The organism is Empedobacter sp. UBA3475 (assembly GCF_002378465.1).
Lineage (GTDB): Bacteria > Bacteroidota > Bacteroidia > Flavobacteriales > Weeksellaceae > Empedobacter > Empedobacter falsenii_B.
In genome coordinates this window covers 1-19,610 of the sequence record NZ_DFRA01000041.1, presented here as the reverse complement: position 1 = coordinate 19,610, position 19,610 = coordinate 1, and the positions used below count along the sequence as shown (strand labels likewise).

Annotated in this window: 18 protein-coding genes; 11 read left to right on the top strand and 7 right to left on the bottom strand. The window is 32.0% G+C overall.

The window, feature by feature from the left end; translation table 11 throughout:
- Positions 1–61 precede the first annotated feature (61 nt).
- Positions 62–3,352, bottom strand: coding sequence for a cytochrome c biogenesis protein (ccsA, locus tag B3I31_RS09475; RefSeq protein ID WP_291047538.1), 3,291 nt, complete (start codon positions 3,350–3,352; stop codon positions 62–64).
- 270 nt (positions 3,353–3,622) lie between these two features.
- On the opposite strand from ccsA, the gene B3I31_RS09470 reads away from it, so the two are divergent.
- The 4 genes from B3I31_RS09470 to B3I31_RS09455 are packed head-to-tail and all read left to right on the top strand — an operon-like array spanning position 3,623 to position 6,392.
- Entirely contained in the window at positions 3,623–4,051 is a 429-nt protein-coding gene (locus B3I31_RS09470) for a CC0125/CC1285 family lipoprotein (protein WP_180906237.1), read from the top strand.
- A gap of 17 nt (positions 4,052–4,068) precedes the next feature.
- A complete protein-coding gene (locus B3I31_RS09465; RefSeq protein WP_306459994.1) occupies positions 4,069–5,403 on the top strand; it encodes a Y-family DNA polymerase in 1,335 nt (444 codons plus the stop codon).
- 12 nt (positions 5,404–5,415) lie between these two features.
- On the top strand, positions 5,416–5,874 hold the full coding sequence (locus tag B3I31_RS09460; protein WP_115001214.1) for a LexA family protein: 459 nt from the start codon (positions 5,416–5,418) through the stop codon (positions 5,872–5,874).
- A gap of 56 nt (positions 5,875–5,930) precedes the next feature.
- Positions 5,931–6,392: a hypothetical protein gene (locus tag B3I31_RS09455; RefSeq protein ID WP_219034692.1), complete on the top strand. Its 462-nt coding sequence runs from the start codon at positions 5,931–5,933 to the stop codon at positions 6,390–6,392.
- Between the two features lie 32 nt (positions 6,393–6,424).
- Here the strand turns inward: B3I31_RS09455 and B3I31_RS09450 are convergent, their stop codons facing one another.
- Complete coding sequence (locus B3I31_RS09450) at positions 6,425–7,813, bottom strand: hypothetical protein (RefSeq protein ID WP_257468169.1); 1,389 nt, start codon at positions 7,811–7,813, stop codon at positions 6,425–6,427.
- A 294-nt stretch (positions 7,814–8,107) separates the two neighbouring features.
- Here B3I31_RS09450 and B3I31_RS09445 point away from each other — a divergent pair, with 294 nt between their 5' ends.
- Both B3I31_RS09445 and B3I31_RS09440 read left to right on the top strand, forming a co-directional pair.
- Positions 8,108–8,356 carry a type B 50S ribosomal protein L31 gene (locus B3I31_RS09445; protein ID WP_038335685.1) on the top strand — a complete coding sequence of 83 codons (249 nt, stop codon included), beginning with the start codon at positions 8,108–8,110 and terminating at the stop codon, positions 8,354–8,356.
- 132 nt (positions 8,357–8,488) lie between these two features.
- On the top strand, positions 8,489–9,661 hold the full coding sequence (locus B3I31_RS09440) for a proline dehydrogenase family protein (RefSeq protein WP_115001213.1): 1,173 nt from the start codon (positions 8,489–8,491) through the stop codon (positions 9,659–9,661).
- A 50-nt stretch (positions 9,662–9,711) separates the two neighbouring features.
- Here B3I31_RS09440 and B3I31_RS09435 read toward each other — a convergent pair whose 3' ends face one another.
- Both B3I31_RS09435 and B3I31_RS09430 read right to left on the bottom strand, forming a co-directional pair.
- On the bottom strand, positions 9,712–10,020 hold the full coding sequence (locus B3I31_RS09435; RefSeq protein ID WP_115001211.1) for a hypothetical protein: 309 nt from the start codon (positions 10,018–10,020) through the stop codon (positions 9,712–9,714).
- Between the two features lie 69 nt (positions 10,021–10,089).
- Positions 10,090–10,401 carry a hypothetical protein gene (locus B3I31_RS09430; protein ID WP_115001209.1) on the bottom strand — a complete coding sequence of 104 codons (312 nt, stop codon included), beginning with the start codon at positions 10,399–10,401 and terminating at the stop codon, positions 10,090–10,092.
- Positions 10,402–10,549: 148 nt separating this feature from the next.
- Here B3I31_RS09430 and priA point away from each other — a divergent pair, with 148 nt between their 5' ends.
- Positions 10,550–13,009 carry a replication restart helicase PriA gene (gene priA / locus B3I31_RS09425; RefSeq protein ID WP_286496372.1) on the top strand — a complete coding sequence of 820 codons (2,460 nt, stop codon included), beginning with the start codon at positions 10,550–10,552 and terminating at the stop codon, positions 13,007–13,009.
- Between the two features lie 42 nt (positions 13,010–13,051).
- Here the strand turns inward: priA and B3I31_RS09420 are convergent, their stop codons facing one another.
- From B3I31_RS09420 to B3I31_RS09410, 3 genes are read right to left on the bottom strand one after another with little or no spacing between them, the layout of a single operon-like run.
- On the bottom strand, positions 13,052–13,426 hold the full coding sequence (locus B3I31_RS09420) for a hypothetical protein (RefSeq protein ID WP_125349102.1): 375 nt from the start codon (positions 13,424–13,426) through the stop codon (positions 13,052–13,054).
- A 12-nt stretch (positions 13,427–13,438) separates the two neighbouring features.
- Positions 13,439–13,786: a hypothetical protein gene (locus B3I31_RS09415; protein WP_291060342.1), complete on the bottom strand. Its 348-nt coding sequence runs from the start codon at positions 13,784–13,786 to the stop codon at positions 13,439–13,441.
- Between the two features lie 52 nt (positions 13,787–13,838).
- Positions 13,839–14,339 (bottom strand): GbsR/MarR family transcriptional regulator, encoded by a 501-nt coding sequence (locus B3I31_RS09410; RefSeq protein ID WP_038335692.1) that lies wholly within the window; start codon positions 14,337–14,339, stop codon positions 13,839–13,841.
- Between the two features lie 173 nt (positions 14,340–14,512).
- Here B3I31_RS09410 and B3I31_RS09405 point away from each other — a divergent pair, with 173 nt between their 5' ends.
- Genes B3I31_RS09405 through B3I31_RS09390 form a run of 4 tightly spaced genes read left to right on the top strand, consistent with a single transcriptional unit; the run spans position 14,513 to position 18,903 of the window.
- A complete protein-coding gene (locus B3I31_RS09405; RefSeq protein WP_038335693.1) occupies positions 14,513–15,202 on the top strand; it encodes an ABC transporter ATP-binding protein in 690 nt (229 codons plus the stop codon).
- Between the two features lie 57 nt (positions 15,203–15,259).
- Positions 15,260–16,489, top strand: a complete 1,230-nt coding sequence (locus B3I31_RS09400) for an ABC transporter permease (protein ID WP_038335694.1) — start codon at positions 15,260–15,262, stop codon at positions 16,487–16,489.
- Positions 16,489–17,745 carry an ABC transporter permease gene (locus B3I31_RS09395; RefSeq protein ID WP_038335695.1) on the top strand — a complete coding sequence of 419 codons (1,257 nt, stop codon included), beginning with the start codon at positions 16,489–16,491 and terminating at the stop codon, positions 17,743–17,745. The genes B3I31_RS09400 and B3I31_RS09395 overlap by 1 nt, the downstream gene beginning before the upstream one ends.
- A gap of 24 nt (positions 17,746–17,769) precedes the next feature.
- Complete coding sequence (locus B3I31_RS09390; RefSeq protein ID WP_219034695.1) at positions 17,770–18,903, top strand: efflux RND transporter periplasmic adaptor subunit; 1,134 nt, start codon at positions 17,770–17,772, stop codon at positions 18,901–18,903.
- Positions 18,904–19,610 lie beyond the last annotated feature (707 nt).

Genomic DNA, 19,610 nt, shown 5'->3' with positions numbered 1-19,610 from the left:
AGGTTAAAATAAAAAAGCTCATCTTTGGATGAGCTTTTTTATTTTATAATATTTAAAGAAATTAATTTTTTGATTTTACGTGGTAAACTTTGTTTTGGAAATACCAAGCTGCAATAGATAAAACTAACATTGCGACTGCTGTTGCAGGAACCCAGAATGGAATTGGAATTGGATCTCCGGCTGCGTATGAGTGTAATCCAGATAAGTAATAGTTAACGCCAAAATACGTCATAATTACTGTCCAAACAGCCCACATTGCTGCAACATTGAAGGCAAATTTCCCTCTCAATCCTGGAACTAAACGCATATGTAAAACAACTGCATAAACAATTACAGAAACGAAAGCCCAAGTTTCTTTTGGATCCCAAGACCAGTAACGTCCCCAAGATTCGTTTGCCCACATACCTCCTAAGAATGTACCAACGGTAAGTAAGAAAATACCAATTGTTAATGACATTTCAGAAACGTAAGTCATTTCTTTTAGCGAAATTTCAATCTTTTTATTTGGTTTAATCATCATGATAATTAATGAGAAAACTCCTAAAATAGCACTTAATCCAAAGAAACCATAAGATGAAACGATAATCGCAACGTGTACAATTAACCAATATGATTTTAGTACAGGAACAAGTGGTGTAATTTGTGGATCTAACATAGAACCTCCGTGTGCAAATCCCATCATAATTACAGCAACCATAGCTCCTGTTGTTGGAATAAATGCGTTTCGGTTTTTGTATAATAACAATCCAGCTAAAACACTAATCCATGAAATAAATACAATGGCTTCGTAACCATTAGACCAAGGTGCGTGTCCAGTTAAATACCAACGAACACCAAGTCCTGCGGCTTGTACGATAAAGACAATAAATATTAATCCCAAACAAACATTGATAATTCGATGAAGTGCTTTGCTTTCTGAAAATAACTGAATGAAGGATAAAATCATTAAAACTCCACCAACCATACAATAAGCAATCATCACCCAAAAGAAAACGTTGTATTTGTTGTATAACACTTCTATCTCAACTTTTGTTGGAGAAGGCACAACATTTTTACCCCATTTTTGTTGGTATTTATCGATATAATCTACCGCATTATCTGCAGGCGTCCAATTACCATTTTCTAATCCTTTCGAAACCATGTTAAAATAAACACTAATCATTCCAAGTGCCATTGTATCGATTTCTACAGGATTTTCTTGTGTTTGATAAATCCAAGAAGTCCAACGCTCTGAAGGATCATTCTGAACTGGAATTATTTTTAATTGATATCCTTTTGCAGTTTGATCTAAAATATTGAAACGCTCTGTAACCTTAATTACTTCCTCATCAAATTTAGAACGCTCTGAAGGTTTTCTTGAGAATGCCTCGTTATAGGCTTTATCTAATTTAAAACGAGTCGTTTTTGGATCGATCAAATTCATTAAAGATGTGTAACCATCTTCGTTTGCGCTTGTAATTTTCTTTAAACGATCTCCTCCTTTATCTCCAACTTCAATCATCGGAGCATTTACCCAATAAGCAGGGTCTAATTGCAAAGAAATAAACCATTTATTGGCAGATAATCCGTGGAATTTATCTTTTTTATAAACTTTTCTAAGGATTTCTAAAGCTTGTGTATTAAGAGGTTTTATACGTCCTTCGATATCTTGTGTAAGTAAATGACCAAATTTATCAGCGTGTTCGTCAGGAATTTTTACATTCTTCGCTAATTCATCTCCATCAGCCATTTTTGTAGAAAAACTACCAATGTGCTCTGATGAATGAACGTTCCCTTTTTCCGAATCAGTCTGAATTTTTTGATGTCCATTTTTTCCTCCATCAGTAGTACTTGGATTTTGAGCAAATGCTAATCCAGAAAGTAAAAATAATGGAAGTAAAATATTTATTTTTTTGGTATGTAAACTTTTTAATAGAGAGTTTAATTGCGTAAAACGAGTTCCTTTCCAGAATAATGAAACAAACATTCCTCCAAATAATAAGAAGTATCCTAAATAGGTAATGTTAGTCCCCCACCAGTCTTGGTTAACTTGTAAAATAGTTCCGTCTTCCGTTGGAAAATAACTCGATTGGAAGAAACGGTAACCTTTATAATCCATTACATTGTTCATATAAATGTGATGTTTTGTTTCTTTTCCCTCGTCGATAACTGTAATGTTAGATTCGAAAGAAGAAGGATTTGTAGAACCAGGATAACGATCTAAAATAAAGTCATCTAAACGAATGCTAAATGGAACTTTTACTAATTTAGAACCGTAACCTAACGAAATATTCATTCCGTCAATTTGTACATCAGCAGAATAATTTGTGACACCCTTTCCACCAACAATTGTCACTGTATCGCGTTTATCACCAACAATAACTTCGGCTCTAATTGCACCAGGTAGATTCTTTTCTTCTGCTTTAAATTTAGAACCTTGTCTATATAAAACTTCACCTTTGAAAGCCGGATTTGGAACTACAAATTGCGCTCCGTTGATTGTATATAACGAACGTAGTTTTAATGGAGCAGGAACATTAAATTCAACTTTTCCAGCACCTTCTTGCAATTTTTGCATGTCTGTAATTTGTCCAACTTGTTGTCCAGCCATTTGTACATATTCTCCTTCGAAAGGCGATTTGATAACCAAATTTTCTCCTTCTCCAGTAATTTGTACCGCACCATCTTGCGGTCTATTGTACGAAACTAAAGTTCCATTAACACTTTTTATTTCACCATTTCTGATGAAAACAGAATTACGTCCAGCTTGTCCAACTGTCACGATTTCTAAAACATTAATTCCTTCTTTTTTTCTTACAACCGTATCTAAAGCGTGAGGTACGTAATCAAAAGTTTTTAATTTAATGACTTTATCTTTGAACTGATATTCACCTTCAAAGTGTCTACGGAACAAAGAACTTGTACTATCTTTTCTGTCAAAATACGTCATATTGTATTGATGATTGTCATACGCCAAACGTTGTGTACCATCATCAACCATCATCTTGAAATAAGATTTGTACGATGTAATTTCGTTACTTGTTCCTCCTTCTGGAATAGGCATTTCACCCTCGAAACTGATGTAACGAGTAATTCCTCCTCCAATAAAAATAAACAAAAATGCTAAGTGGAAAACCAATAAAGGCAATTTTTCCTTTGACCATAATCGGTATCGTTTGATATTCATTAAGAACAAAACGATCAACCAAATCATTAATACCTCAAACCACTTTGCCTCGTAAATAACAGCTTTTGCAGTAGCCGTATCGTAGTCATTTTCAATGAAAGTGGCATAACCCATGGCGATTGCGTAGATGAATAGCAAGACCGTCATGGTTCTGGTAGAAAATAGATATTTTTCTAATTTACTCATTACTTATAATTGATTTACAAAAATAGGTGAGTTTATCAGATAAAGCATTAAAACTTAAATGATTTTTATTAGAATCAATGAGTTAATAGAATGTTAAATATGTTGTGCCAAAATTGATTTTAAATGTTTAAAAAACACACTGTTAATCAGAAATGTTTATAACAAAGTATTTTATTCAAAAATAATTTGTTAAGAAAATATTTAGAAATATCAAAAACATATCTTAAAAGGAACAATTTTTGTTAAAGCTCAATAACCAATTATAATGATATGAAAAAATTAACTCAAATTTTATGTGCTGGAGCTTTCATTTTTGCTTTAGCAAGTTGTCATAACAGCAAGGCTGTTGCATACCAAAAAGATAATGGTACAGGCGGTTATACCGAAGAAAAGGTGAACAATGATACCTATATTGTTAGTTTTGATGGAAACGAATACAATAAAAAAGACAAAACGTTTGACTATGCTTTGTTGAGAGCAGCAGAAATTGGTCAGCGTAATAATTTTGATTATTTTGCAATTTTAAGTACGGTGAACGATAAAGTTTTGGAAAAAAGTAACAGCTATACAAAGTTAGATAATAATGATACGTGGCTGAAAGTACAATATTTCAAAAACAGTAAACCGATAAAATTTCAAACGGTTTATGAACCAGCTGTTGTAATAAAAGATTTGCATAAAAAATATAAAATTAAATAAGAATACAAACCACTCATTTGAGTGGTTTTTTATTTTTGAATAATTTAACATTTTCGATGACACAATGTGGCGTTTTAACTTCTCAACTTTGTATTATGTTCGCATTGATAGATTGTAATAATTTTTACGCCAGTTGCCATCGTGTTTTTCAACCGAAGCTTCTTCATCAGCCAATTGTAGTATTGTCTAATAATGATGGTTGTGTAATTTCGCGTTCTGCCGAAGCAAAGTTAGCTGGAATTCCAATGGGTGCGCCTGCGCATCAATTTCAACGTATTTTTGAACAGAAAAAAATCAAAGTTTTTTCGTCAAATTATCAATTATATGCGGATATGAGCAATCGTGTAATGTCGATTTTATCGTTGTATTCGCCTGATCAGGAAATTTATTCGATAGACGAATGTTTCTTAAAATTGAATGGATTTGATCGTTTTGATTTGAAAAATTACGGATTAGAAATCAAATCTAAAATATATCAATTTACAAAATTGCCAGTTTGTGTAGGAATTGCTCCAACAAAATCCTTGGCGAAATTAGCGAATCATATTGCGAAAAAATTTCCAGAAGTTCATCAAGGGGTTTATATTATTCAGACTCAAGAACAAATCCATAAAGCGTTAAAATGGTTAAATATTGAAGATGTTTGGGGAATTGGTCGACGAATGTCGCGACGTTTGAGAATGATCGGTGTCAATAAAGCGTTGGATTTTGTACAATTAAAAGATGATTTTCTTCGGAAAGAATTTTCGATAGTAGGTTTGCGTTTGAAAAAAGATTTGTTAGGTGAAGCGGTGTTAGATTTAGAAGCGATTTCGGCAAAGAAAAGTATTGCAACGACGCGTAGTTTTGAAGAATATACCAACGATTTTGAATATGTAAAAGAGCGTGTTGCTACTTTTGCGGTTTCGTGTGCAGAGAAACTTCGGAAACAGAATTCTTCTTGCAATTTGGTTACAGTTTTTATTCAGACCAATAATTTTGATAGAAATAAACCACAATATTACCGTACAATTTCGGTCCATTTACCTTACGAATCGAATTCAAGTATAACGTTGTCCAAATTTGCAATTAAAGCGTTTGAGCAAATTTATAAAGATGGTTATGAGTACAAAAAGGCTGGAGTAGTGGTGTCTGGAATTGTTTCGTCAGATCAAAAACAATTATCGCTTTTTGAAGAAGAAAATCCAAATCACCCAGATTTGATGAAAGTCATCGATTTGTTGAACAAAAAATTTGGTGCGGCAAAAATAAAATTAGCTTCGCAAGATTTGAATAAAACGTGGAAAATGCGTCAAAATAATTTATCACCTTGTTATACAACCAAGTGGAAAGATTTGTTGGTGGTGTATTAAACGATAGAAAAAATGAATGGAGAGATAAAAATGTTAGACAAAGAACTCAACCTTTTTGTTATAAATACAGATGGTGAGAAAAAATATATTCCGAATTTTGGTCATGTAAATGCTGGATTTCCTTCACCTGCAGAAGATTTTGTGGACGATAGAATAAGTTTGGACGAACGTTATTTAACGCATCCCGAATCTACTTTTTTGATTGTCGTTGGTGGAGATTCGATGTATCCTGTTTATCAAAAAAATGATATTTTGGTGATTCGGACAGATCTTATTCCGTTGCATCACGATGATATTATTGTTTCTGTTAATAATGAAGATTATACGTTGAAACGCTTTGATAAAATAAACAATAAACTGATTGCGATAAATCTAAATTACAAAGATTGTGTTCAAATACACGAAAATGATGAGGTGGTTATTTTAGGAGTTGTTGGTGTTTTGGTACGAGAAATAACGAATAGAATTTAAATCTTTGTTGTAACTTTTTTATAAAACATGCATCTTAATAGTAAAGATATGATGTTATGAGAAAATTTATTTTATTGTGTTTTGCAGTGATGTTGGTGCAATCTTGTATTACAATTTCAACTGTTTCGAATGTGTCAACGAATGCGTCAAGATATTTGAGTATTGATGGAATTTATAAAACAGAAGGAACAACATATTCAGCAACAAAAGTGATTAGACGAAATAATAATCAAATCGTTTTGGACTTTACACAAATGCAAGGAGAAGTTTATTATTTCTTGAAAACAAATCAAGATATAGAACTTGAATTAGATTATGAAGTGAAACAAAAAAATGGTTTAATGGATTTTTCGATTGTAGATTATACAGGAAAAGAATTAACTCAAATAGGTAGTGCTTCGAAAGGAAAAATGAATAAAAAAGAATCTATTCATTTAGAATCTTATAAAAGTTATAGAATCAATTTTAAAGGAGATGATTTTAAAGGAAAAGTATCTGTTCAGTTAAATAATAAATAAATAAGGTCGAGTTTTACTCGACCTTATTTATTTTATTGAAATGCTCCAATTGTAGGAGTTGTTCCTCGAGGTTGTCCGTTATAATCTAACGGATATTGTTGCGCAAAAGATATTTTTCCTTTCCCTTTAGCAGGTGATTCATTTTTCACAGCTAATTTATTTGCGAAATAATTTGTATTCTCAAACATCGGATCTAACGTAATACTTGCCAAGAAATTTGGCGCAGTTGTCACATTTAATACTGAAGTATCCGCATTGTGAATAACATTGGTGTCAAATAAATAATTGAAAGCCGCACCATCTTTTTTATCCAATAAAATAGCATTTGGCGTGCGTTCATTATATATAATACAATTTCCGAACGTTGCTTTTGTCAAAGCCGAAACATTTTTATCATTGTTTTCGTTACTCAAGAAAAGCGAATAAGCTGGACCAGCACTTGTCGCAAAATTGTAATAATTGGCAAAAGTAGAATGATAAAATTCGTACGAACCACCATATTCTATTGCTAAAGTTGCCAAATTACTATTATTCATCACCAAGTTGTAACCTGTAATTGTAGCGTTTGTTGCTAAAATTCCATACGATTGATTATTAACAATTTTAGCATTACTAATATCTAATTTCGAATTATTTACGTGTAAACCAGTATCTGCACCAATAATTTTTGCATAATTGATTTTTGATGTACTATTTGGAGCTAGTTCGATTTTGTTCCATTGATCAGGAATCGAATCGTATTTATTATCATGACGAGCTGAACGAAATTTCACTTCTTCATTCAAAGCTCCATTTACAGTAAGTTTTGCATTGTTTCCAACTGTTAAACTTGCTCCTTTTTTGAAATAAACTTTTGCACCTTTATCAATTGTTAAATCACTTGTAATAGTTAAATTTCCGTCAATTACTTGGGCTTCGTCCATATTCCAATTTGCAGAAGAAATTGTAGCATCTTTTGTATGAATTTTAGCTTTTTCTATCCAAGAAAGTAACTTGATTTTTTTAGAAGAATTGGTTGTTTTAAAGTTAATTTCGTCATCGTAAAGCGGATTAAGAGGCGCTTCTTGAGCATTTACTTCAACAAAAATAAATAAACTATCCTTTTTGCGAATCGGCACATTTTCGAAACTTGTTCCTGCTTTTCCGTCTACATTTATATTGAAAAATGAATTATTTCCACGTGTCAAATATATTTTTGGAATCACGCGATCATCATTCTCAGGATTATAAATTTTAAGCAGATAGGTTTCAGATTTAGAGAAATTATATACGGTATCTACGGAAACGGTATCTTTGCTAAAGCGCAATTCAGAACTAATTGGATCATAGTCAAAATCATCGCGACAAGATTGAAAACCAATCAAAGAAGCAATACCAAGTCCGGCGATTAATGTTTTTACGTTCATAAAATTATGATTCATTATATAAGTTTAAACAGCAAATAATAGGTTTTATTGTAGATGGACAAAGATAAAAAATAGATTTTTATGAATAGATTCACCAAAAATATTTGTACGAATTACTAAAATGTTTATATTTGCACCACGAAAAATGTGTACAAGAAGTGCAGGTTTAATTTTAAGAAGCCCATTACACTCGAAATTAAATTTGCTTAATGTATTGTTTTAAATGTTTTTTCAATAAAATTGATTGTAACATTCTGTAAATAATATTATCTTTGCACTCCAATAAAGTTAACAAAGAAGATTAAAAAAATGAAAAAAGATATCCACCCAACAAATTACCGTTTGGTAGCATTCAAAGATATGTCTAACGAAGATGTGTTCATCACAAAATCTTGTGCTGATACTAAAGATACATTAGTTGTTGACGGAGTAGAGTACCCATTAATCAAAATGGAGATTTCTTCTACATCTCACCCATTTTACACAGGTAAAACTAAATTGGTTGATACTGCAGGACGTATCGACAAATTCAGAAGCAAATACGCTAAAAAAGGATAAGAATAGGCAACTATTTGCAATCTTTAAAATATATCAAAAACCTACAAGAATTTCTTGTAGGTTTTTTTAGTTTAATCAGGTTTTAATTATAAATTTGTAACGTTATATTAACACAAAAAATAGTTAACTCACATGTCTTTATTCGACAATACACAGTTTGCTTTCGAATCGAAATCAGATAAAGATTTAAAGAAAGCGTATTACTTATACAAGTTAATCGGAAGCCCCGCATTGACAAGTTTTGGAACTAAGTTTTTTAATTTACCATTTGCGGTAGATATCCCATTCGTAAAACCTGTAATTCGTGAAACAATCTACAAACAATTTGTAGGAGGAGAAACGGCAGAACAAGGTGTGGTTGTCGCAAATGAATTATTTAAATATCACGTAAGTTCTATTTTAGATTATTCTATCGAAGGATTAACAGAAGAAAAACAATTTGACGAAGTTCGTGACGTTATGTTACACTTGGTTGATTTAGCAAAATCTAATCAATCAATTCCATTTGTAGTATTTAAACCAACTGCATTTGGTCGAATCGAATTATTTGAAAAAGTAGGGAAGAAACAAACGTTAACTGCAGAAGAAGAAAAATCTTGGGCTAATATTCGTCAACGTTTCGAGGCAGTATGTCAAAAAGGATATGATTTGGATGTTAATATCATGGTAGATGCAGAAGAAACTTGGATGCAAGGTTCTGCAGATGATTTGACTGACGAAATGATGGTGAAATATAACACAAAACGTGCATTAGTTTGGAATACGTTGCAAATGTATCGTCATGATCGTTTGGCTTATTTGAAAGAAATGCATGCAAAAGCAGAGCGCGAAGGATATTTCTTAGGATTCAAAATTGTGCGTGGAGCATATATGGAGAAAGAGCGTGCACGTGCGCAAGCCGAAGGTTATCCATCTCCAATTCAACCAAACAAAGAAGCTTCGGATAGAGATTATAATCTAGCGTTAGAATTTATTGCTTCTCATCACGAGCGTTTTGGTTTATTCGCAGGTTCGCACAACGAAGAAAGTTGCGAATTGTTAATCAAATTGATGAACGAAAACGGAATTGAGAAAAATAATCCAAATTTCTGGTTTGGACAATTATTTGGAATGAGTGATAATATTTCATTCAACTTGGCGCATTTAGGATACAATATTGCAAAATATTTACCTTACGGGCCAATCAAAGAAGTAATGCCTTACTTGGTTCGTCGAGCACAAGAAAACACTTCTGTTGCAGGACAAACAGGACGCGAATTGATGCTGATTGAAAAAGAATTAGAGCGTCGTAAAAAATCGAAATAATCGTATTTTATATAAAGCAAAAATCCACTCAATTTGAGTGGATTTTTTGATTAATTATTATTTTTCTTGATTCTAATCTTGCCTTTATGTTCATGATACATCATACAAGTTGCTTTATTTTCTAACTCTTTGCATGTTTTTTCAAAATCATAAATAACACTCACGGTTTCACCTTCTTTTTTGTCTGAAAATATTTCATTGTTACAAACCAAATAATCCTCTTTGTCATCAACACGAATGTAAGTTCCTGTACAATCTCTCACAATCGTTCCAGTAAATAATCGATCGTGTTTAATACTTGTACTGCAAGAAGATAGGGCTAAGGTAAGGAGAGTAGTTAATGAGAAAAGTAGTTTCATATTTTGATAAATTAATAATCATAAATATAAAGTTTTTTATAGTGTAAATAAATAGAGTTTAACTATATTTTAAAAACTTTTTTTATTAAAATTTAGAATAACCAACATCATCGAATCTTGTAAGGAAGTCACTTGATGAATAACTTTTGGAGGAAGAATATATTCGTCAAATTCTTTTAAATTGACAATCTCAATTTTTGAATCAATTTCTATTTCACCTTTCAGCATTAAAATTTTTGCATTTACAGGTAATTGATGATCGATTAATTTCAAACTTTTTTTTAGTCCAAAAGCAACAACACGCGTATCATCATTTCTGAAAATGATTTTTATAATTGGTTTTTCCGATTCCGAAATCTGATCTAAAATGGCATGTAACATAATGATAGTTTTTGAATTCTCTTAAAATTAGTATTAATTCTTCAAACTATCTGAAAATGAAATATTAATAATTTGTGAAATTTTAAGCAATTGTAATCTTCATTCTTAACACAAAAAAATGTTTAACTTGCGTTTTTAATCATATAAAATGACAACGAATTATTTTGCCGAAATTATTTTACCACTTTCATTAAATGGAACATTTACATACCATCTTTCTGAAATTGATTTACAGCAAATTAAAGTTGGTCAGCGTGTTTCCGTGCCTTTCGGAACGCAAAAATTATATACAGGAATTGTACATTCTATTCATCAAAATGCGCCAGAATTATACAAAACAAAGGCGATTCATGCTTTTTTGGATGATGAACCTTTGGTGACGCAAACGCAAATTAATTTTTGGGAATGGATGGCGAATTATTATATGTGTTCACTGGGCGATGTTTTTCGAAATGCTTTTCCTTCTGCATTAAAATTAGAATCTCAAACTTTTGTTCGATTAATTAATCCAAATTATGAAACAATTGAAGAGCTAAATGATTATGAATTCTTAGTTTTTGAAGCGTTGAAATTGCGTGAAATCATTTCAGTTGAAGAAGCAGCTTTAATTGTAGACGAGAAATCAGCAATTCCAACACTTAAATTATTAATTGATAAAGGAATTATTCGGTTAGATGAAAAACTGAACGAAAAATATACGCCAAAAATTGATAATTATGTCCGATTACATCCAGATTTAAAAGGAAATGAAACTGCCTTTATCGAGATTTTAAATCAATTAAATAAAGCACCAAAACAGCGCGAAACCTTGTTGCAATTGATTACGTTAGAAACGCAATCGCAAGAAAAACCGCTAAAAGTTGCAGATTTTATAAAACAAGGTGCGACAAATGCTGTACTTAAATCTTTAGCAGAAAAAGGAGCAGTTGAAATTTATCAACATCAAACTTCTCGTGTAGATGAAGATGAGAAAGAAGTTGCTGAAATTGCTGAATTGACCTTGAAACAAATTGCAGCTTTAAATCAAATTAAAGAAGATTTTAAGGATAAATCAACCGTTTTATTACATGGTGTAACATCAAGTGGAAAGACAGAAATTTATCTAAAATTGATGGAACAAGTAATTGCGAAAGGAAATAAAGTGTTGTACTTATTACCAGAAATTTCTGTGACAACTCAAATTGTTCATCGAATCAAAAAACATTTTGGAGAAAGAGTAGGAGTTTATCATTCGAAATTCAATCAAAATGAACGTGTAGAATTGTGGCAGAAAACCTTGAATGGCGATTTTGATATTATCATTGGTCCACGAACAGCGTTGTATTTGCCTTTTGATAATTTAGGAATGATTATCGTGGATGAAGAGCACGAATCTTCTTATAAACAAATGGATGTAAAACCATTTTTTCATGCGCGCGATATGGCGATGTTGCTTGGAGGAATGATGAATGCGAAGGTTTTATTAGGTTCAGCGACACCTTCGGCTGAAAGTTATTATAATGCGAAAAATAAAAAATATGGTTATGTCGAATTAACTGAACGTTTTGGGAGTATAAAATTGCCCGAAATTAATTTGATTGACCTCAAAAAAGCGCAAAAGGAAAAAGAAATTACAGAAGATATTTCGCATACACTTCGTGATGAAATTTTCAATCAATTGCATCAAAAAAAGCAAGTCATTTTATTTCAGAATCGTCGTGGATATGCGCCAATTATGGAATGTAATACGTGTGGTCATACGCCCGAATGTCCAAATTGTGATGTCAGTTTAACATATCATAAATTCTCGAATCAACTAAAATGTCATTATTGTGGTTATGCACAAGCAAAACCTTTGCGTTGCCCGAGTTGTGGTTCGTACGAATTGAATACAAAAGGTTTGGGAACAGAACAGATAGAACAGCAAGTTCAAACAATTTTTCCTGAAGCAAAAGTTCGAAGAATGGATGTCGATTCGATGCGAGGGAAATTTGCGTACGAAAAATTGATCGAAGATTTTGAGAACAAAGAAATTGATATTTTAATTGGAACGCAAATGATTACAAAAGGTTTTGATTTTGGAAATGTTAATTTTGTTGGTGTTATTCGAGCAGATTCTTTGTTAAATTTTCCTGATTTTAGAGCGCACGAAAAAGCGTTTCAATTGTTAACGCAAGTTTCTGGTCGTGCAGGTCGTCGTCAAGAACAAGGAAAAGTATTGATTCAATCTTTTCAGCCAGAACATCAGATTTTGCAAAATGTCACAACCTACAGTTATGCACCAACGATGAAAGATATTTTGTATGAGCGAAAAGAATTTTTGTATCCTCCTTATTCACGGTTAATCAAGTTGCGTTTCAAGCATAAAAATAAAGAGCGTTTGGATAAAACGGCGGCTCAATTAGTCGTTTTGCTTAAACCAAGTTTTGATGCAAAATGTTTACTTGGTCCAGAAACGCCTTCGATTGGAAGAATCAATAATTTATATATTACAGATGTGATGATTAAAATTAGACCAAATCAATCACCTCAAAAAGTAAAAGATTTAATTCAAGCAAAAATAGATCAATTGCATACAATTGCAGCTTTTCGTTCGGTACGAATTGATGTTGATGTTGATCCAGTTTAAAATAAAAACCTCCCAAAAGTTAACTTTTGGGAGGTTTTCTTGTTAAGATTCTAAACTTCTTAAATATTGTTGTTGCAAAGATCTACGTCTGCCTTTCATAAATAAGAAAAGGTTTAGCATCAACATTATTCCTAAATAAATGGCGAAACTACCAATTTTTGTACTTAATTTTACAATCAAATCTTCGGTTGTTGCGATAGAAGTCATGTAAACAATTAGCATGGCAAAACCGATATTCAAAAGATAAAAACCAATTTTGAATAATGAATTTGTTGCGCTTGCAATATCTTCTTTTTGATGGAAAATATCGTACATAAATATTTTTCCATTTTTGAATAAAACGTTAGAAACTGCGATTGTCATTAATATTGCCACTGGTAAGTAAACCAAATATGCAATTAGATTGTAATTTGTCATAATTTGCTGTGTTTAAGTGTTTATTTTTTTGCTTTTTCTTGCGATATAAATAATTGATAAATTAATAAAATTTAATATTCCGAGGATTAATAATATAAATCCAATTTTGTAGGACAATGAAGAAAACATGATGGTAATGGAGTCAACTTGTTCCCAGTTTTGTAAACTTATTGCCGAAAAACCTAAATTGACCAAATAGTATCCAATCAATAAAAGATTATTAATCGATTGACAAACAGAATGATTATCGATTAAGTTTGTCAAGTACACAAAACCAATTTTATACACTTTCCAACCAATAAAAATGGTGATGTAGAAAGTAATAATCAGATAAATGATATACGAAATAATATTATACATATTGAATTTTCAATAATTTTTGAAATTTGTGATTCAAAAAAATACGAATTGATTATTTTATCAAATTCGTGATTTTTCCTACCAACCAATGCTCATCAGATTTGATAGCAAGGTCCATTATATTATTGATTTTTGTCGAAACAGAAGATAAATCTTGTAATAATTTTGCAAATTCTTTTGCATCATCAGATTGATCGTCGATGTTTTTTAATGATTCTAAAAAATCAATTACCGGCTCTATTTCACGCTTTCTGCGTTCTTTTGTAATTTGTTTGAATAAATACCAAACATCTTTATCGGCAACAAAATATTCTTTACGTTCTCCTTTTATCAATTCTTTTCTTACAATTCCCCAATCCATCAAAGCACGCAAATTCATATTTGCATTTCCGCGAGAAATTTGTAATTCCTCCATAATTTGATCTGTAGAAATAGGTTCATTATACGTTAATAATAATGCATGAACTTGTGCCATAGTACGATTTATTCCCCAGTTAACAGCGAAAGTTCCCCAAGTTTGAACAAATTTTTCTTTTGATTCTTCTAATTTCATTGCAATTATTATTTACACAAATATATATAAATTTCTATACTTTCAAAAATTATTGAAAATTAATTTTGAAAAATATTTTAGCGCTATTTATAAGATAAATCTTAAACTTGCTTGTAACATTTTTCTTATAATTTCGACTTATCTGTTATCTTTATTGAAATTTACAACAATCTATGATATCTATTCGAGATTTAAATAAATCCTACATAATGGGAAAAAACAAACTTCACGTACTCAAAGGAATTAACCTTGAGATTACGGAAGGCGAATTTGTTGCGATTATGGGATCTTCGGGTTCGGGGAAATCAACTTTATTGAATATCATTGGAATGTTGGACGAGCATGATACAGGTATTTATGAATTGGACGGTGTTAGAATTGAGAAGTTAAACGAAACTAAAGCGGCTAATTATCGAAACAAATTTTTAGGATTTATTTTTCAATCTTATAATTTAATTAGTTTCAAAAATGTATTAGAAAATGTAGCGTTACCGTTGTATTATCAAAAAGTAAAACGATCGGATCGAAATAAAATAGCGCTTAGTTATCTGGAAAGAGTGGGGTTGGAGCCTTGGGCTACTCATATGCCAAATGAACTTTCGGGTGGACAAAAACAACGTGTTGCAATTGCGCGTGCATTGGCTGCAAAACCAAAATTGTTATTGGCGGATGAGCCTACAGGAGCGCTGGATACAAAGACTTCGCAAGAAGTAATGCACCTGATTCAAGAAATTAATGACGAAGGTAAAACAATTGTAATGGTGACGCATGAAGATGATATTGCAAATATGTGTAAACGTATTGTTCGTCTTAAAGATGGTGTAATTGTAAGTGACGAAAAAGTAGAACAAGTAAGAGTTTAATGATTTTCGAATCTCAAACTTCGTAAATCATAAATCAAAGAATCTTAAATATAAAATATGTTTGATACAGACCGTTGGAGCGAAATATGGTCGTCCATTGCAAGTAATAAATTGCGTACAGCATTGTCGGGTTTGACAATCGCTTTGGCGCTTTTTGTGTTTATTACATTGTATGGATTGGGAAATGGTTTGCAGAACGGGTTTCAACAAGAATTTTTCAAAGCAAATTCATTAAATATTACCGTTAACGGAGGTACAACAACAGAACCTTACAATGGTTTCAAACAAGGACGTACAATTGAATTGGATGTAAAAGATTTTGATTTTATTAAACATTCTTTTCCAGATGAAATAAAATCGATTGTAAGTACAATTTCGAAAAGTGATACGATTAGAAATGAAGCTAATTCAGGAAGTTATTCAATTACTGGAGTTTATCCAGAATATGAATCAATGATTAATGAAAATGTAACGCTTGGTCGATTTATCAATAAAAAAGATATGGAGAATCAGTCCAAATCAATTGTTATTGGACGATTGGTTGCGCAAGATTTTTTTCCAAATCAGATTGCGATTGGTAAGTATTTGCAATTAGGTTCAAGTATGTATCAAGTGGTTGGTGTTTTCGAAAGTAAAGATGGTGGTGATAATGCCGAGCGTGCTTTGTATGCACCTTTTACAACGTTTAGAACGATTTATGCTACAGATAAAGTATCATCGATTATTGTAACACCAAAAGATGGAATGGCTTTGGCTGACATTTCTAAACTTGCAAATGCAATTGAATATAATATAAAAGGTCGACATAATGTTGCACCTTCTGATTATGGTGGAATTTGGGTGCGAAATGCGGCTGATGCAATGGAAGATACCAATCAATTTTTCTTGATTCTGACAATTATTGTATTTGTAATTGGTGGAGGAAGTTTGATTGCAGGAATCGTAAGTATCGGAAATATTATGGTGTTTAGTGTAAAAGAGCGTACCAAAGAAATTGGTATTCGAAAAGCTTTAGGCGCAACACCAGCCAATGTTTTGGGACTGATTTTACAAGAAGCAATTATGATTACAATTATTTTCGGAGCAATAGGAATTGCTTTAGCGGCACTTGTTGTAGAAAATATTGGAGATAGCTTAGAAGAATATTTTATTTATAATCCAGGTGTAGAAACTAATTCGTTGGTAATGGCTTGTATTATTTTATTTGTTGCAGGAACAGTTTCTGGATTAATTCCAGCTTTGAATGCAGCACGTATTAAACCTATTGATGCTTTAAGAGACGAATAATGAACTTTATAAAATTTGTTTTTGATCCAGATGCTTGGAGCGAAGTCTACGCGGCGATTCGCAAAAATAAATTGCGCACTATTTTGACAATGATTGGTGTTGCATGGGGAATGTTCTTATTTGTATTATTGTTAGGAGTAACACGCGGTTTGCAAAATGGTTTTGACCGTAATTTGGCAAATGCCGCAACCAATTCATTATTTGTTTGGGGAGGGACAACATCGATGCCATATCAAGGATTTCAAAAAGGTCGCACAATTGAATTGAAAATGAGTGATGTTCGTCAAATTCAGGCTCGTTTTCCTCAAATTTCGTTGTTAGCTCCTCGAAACTCGAAACCAAATTCAATATTAACTTACGGAACAAAATATAATTTTTACACGGTTAATGGAGATTATCCAGATCAAAACCGAATGTTTGGGAAAGATATTATTCAAGGTCGTTTTATCAATGAAGATGATATCAAAACTGAATCGAAAGTTTGTGTAATTGGAATTGAAGTTGCCGAACAATTTTTTGGTGATAAACCGAAACCTTTAGGGAAAGAAATCAGAATTAGCGATAGTTATTATACAATTGTCGGCGTTTACGACACACCTTCTTCGCCTGTAGAGAGTAAAGATCAAGTGTTTATTCCGTTTACAACATTTCAAAAAATATACAATCAAGGAGAAACGATTCAATATTTAAGTTTGAGTTTACCTAATAATTATGATATTGTAGCATTCGAAAAAGAATTAAAAACATATCTGAAACAAATTAAAAATATTTCGCCAGATGACGACCAGGGAATTGGTGGTTTTAATTTAGGTGAAATGCTTGGAAAGATTATGAAATTCGTAAAAGGAATGCAGTTCCTAGCGATTGTTGTAGGAGGAATGACATTATTTTCCGGGGTTATTGCGATTGCAAGTATTTTATTGATTACAGTTTCAGAACGAACAAAAGAATTTGGAATTCGAAGAGCATTAGGTGCAATTCCTGCTCAAATTCGAGGACAAATTTTGTTAGAATCAGTAGTTTTAACATTAATTGCAGGTTTAGGCGGAATTATTTTTGCAGCACTTTTACTAATGGTTCTCAACGAAATTATCATTCCATCAAATAAAAACATACCTTTATATAATGCGTCAATCGATTTGTTTACACTTTTTACAGCTTTAGCAGTGATGGTGATTATGGCAACTTTAGCGGGATTGATTCCTGCTCAACGTGCAATTCAAATCAAACCTATTGATGCTTTGAGAGATGAATAACTAAAACTTAACAGATATAGAAGAATGAAAAAATTTCTAAAGATTTTGATGATTGTCGTTTTTATCGGTGCTGTAATCGGTGTGATTGCATATTTCGGTAAAAAGAATAGCCAAGACAATGAAGTTTATGAAACGACAACGCCTTTTATGGGAAATATAGAGGTGAAAGCTGTTGCAACTGGTGAATTAAAACCGTTGGAAACAATTGAAATTAAGCCAAATATTTCGGGTGTTATAAAATCGATTAATGTTGCTGAAGGACAATATGTAGAGCGTGGTCAGTTGATTTGTGAACTGAAAGTTGTTCCAAATGTTCAGTCGTTAAATGCAGCTCGTCAGTCTATTCAAGCGGCTCAAATTACGGTCGATCAAGAACGTCGTAATTTCAATCGAACATCAACTTTATATAATCAAGGTGTTTTGCCTCGTGCAGATTATGACAATGCAAATGCGACATATAAGTCAGCTCAACAACAATTAAAAGCTGCCGAAAACGATTACAAAGTTGCGCAAACAGGTATTGCTCCCGGTTTGGAAGCTTATGCAACAACACGTATTACAGCAACTACTTCGGGAATGATTTTAGATATTCCTGTTGAGGTTGGGAATATGGTGCAAGAGATTAATAATTTCTCTACAGGTACTACTATTGCTACGATGGCTGATGTTAAGAAAATGATTTTCCAAGGAAAAGTTGACGAAGCTGAGGTTGGTAAATTAAAAGAAGGAATGAAAATTAATGTATCGATTGGTGCAATTCCGAACAAAACTTTTACAGCGATTCTTGATTTTATTTCGCCTCAAGGAGTTGCAACGAATGGAGTAGTTCAGTTCGAGATTAAAGCACCAGTTCAATTAGATTCAGATAACTTTATTCGTGCGGGATATTCTGCAAATGCTGAGGTTGTAACGCAGGAAGCAAAAAATGTATTGTTGGTAAAATCAGCGCATGTTCGTTACGACGAAAACCAAAAACCATATGTTGAGATTCTTACTTCTGGTAAAGGACAAGATGCAAAATACGAAAAGAAATACATCACTCTTGGAATTACAGACGGAGTGAATGTTCAAGTAAAATCTGGCTTGAAAAAAACAGATAAAATCAAAATTTGGAATACCGATTTGGAAAAAGATAAAAACGGTAACGGTCCACATTAATAAGATACAAAAGGAGAATAAAGCGTTCTCCTTTTTTTGATTCTGTCACTCCGATTTTATCAAAAAGCTTTTTTATAGAAACTTAATTATGATGTCATCAGCATCGTATCCATTATATTATTAACTATACTGAATAACTCATTCTCGCTTTGCGACAATTCCTCCCGAATAGTTAACTCAAAAGTATCCATTTTACTTTTCTTTTTGGTAAGAAAAGCAAAACATCTAATCATTTTATGAAGTTAAAAGGCATTCTTGAGTAATTAACAAGTTTAATTTTCCTGTCGTTTCGAGCTTGTCGAGAAATCTATCCCGTTATAATTTAGTTTTTAAAAAGAGCTTTTCTCGTCAAAAATCTAATATCTCAGTTCTCATATCTAAACATTTCAAAAAATATTTTCCATTGTACCAATAACTTAAGGAAAGAATGTAAAATAAAAGTAAAGTATGTTTGGAAAAACGAATAATCCAGCCGTATATTTGCAATCCCAATACGAAAGACGAGTAGTATTGTAGTTGACATAAGGACTTATATAGCGACAAAAATTATTTAAAAATAAATTTGCGAGTTTAGAAATAAGCATTACCTTTGCAATCCGATTCCGAAAGGGGGGTTGGGAGTAAAAGTAAGAATTGACTTATTGAAATAAAAGCTTTAAAATTTATCAAAATACAATTTGTTAGTTAAAAAATAAGTATTACCTTTG

Coding starts and splice junctions, on each gene's coding strand:
- ccsA (WP_291047538.1), bottom strand. CDS start 3,352: ATGAGTAAATTAGAAAAATATCTATTTTCTACCAGAACCATGACGGTC.
- B3I31_RS09470 (WP_180906237.1), top strand. CDS start 3,623: ATGAAAAAATTAACTCAAATTTTATGTGCTGGAGCTTTCATTTTTGCT.
- B3I31_RS09460 (WP_115001214.1), top strand. CDS start 5,416: ATGAATGGAGAGATAAAAATGTTAGACAAAGAACTCAACCTTTTTGTT.
- B3I31_RS09455 (WP_219034692.1), top strand. CDS start 5,931: ATGAGAAAATTTATTTTATTGTGTTTTGCAGTGATGTTGGTGCAATCT.
- B3I31_RS09450 (WP_257468169.1), bottom strand. CDS start 7,813: ATGAATCATAATTTTATGAACGTAAAAACATTAATCGCCGGACTTGGT.
- B3I31_RS09445 (WP_038335685.1), top strand. CDS start 8,108: ATGAAAAAAGATATCCACCCAACAAATTACCGTTTGGTAGCATTCAAA.
- B3I31_RS09440 (WP_115001213.1), top strand. CDS start 8,489: ATGTCTTTATTCGACAATACACAGTTTGCTTTCGAATCGAAATCAGAT.
- B3I31_RS09435 (WP_115001211.1), bottom strand. CDS start 10,020: ATGAAACTACTTTTCTCATTAACTACTCTCCTTACCTTAGCCCTATCT.
- B3I31_RS09430 (WP_115001209.1), bottom strand. CDS start 10,401: ATGTTACATGCCATTTTAGATCAGATTTCGGAATCGGAAAAACCAATT.
- priA (WP_286496372.1), top strand. CDS start 10,550: ATGACAACGAATTATTTTGCCGAAATTATTTTACCACTTTCATTAAAT.
- B3I31_RS09420 (WP_125349102.1), bottom strand. CDS start 13,426: ATGACAAATTACAATCTAATTGCATATTTGGTTTACTTACCAGTGGCA.
- B3I31_RS09415 (WP_291060342.1), bottom strand. CDS start 13,786: ATGTATAATATTATTTCGTATATCATTTATCTGATTATTACTTTCTAC.
- B3I31_RS09410 (WP_038335692.1), bottom strand. CDS start 14,339: ATGAAATTAGAAGAATCAAAAGAAAAATTTGTTCAAACTTGGGGAACT.
- B3I31_RS09405 (WP_038335693.1), top strand. CDS start 14,513: ATGATATCTATTCGAGATTTAAATAAATCCTACATAATGGGAAAAAAC.
- B3I31_RS09400 (WP_038335694.1), top strand. CDS start 15,260: ATGTTTGATACAGACCGTTGGAGCGAAATATGGTCGTCCATTGCAAGT.
- B3I31_RS09395 (WP_038335695.1), top strand. CDS start 16,489: ATGAACTTTATAAAATTTGTTTTTGATCCAGATGCTTGGAGCGAAGTC.
- B3I31_RS09390 (WP_219034695.1), top strand. CDS start 17,770: ATGAAAAAATTTCTAAAGATTTTGATGATTGTCGTTTTTATCGGTGCT.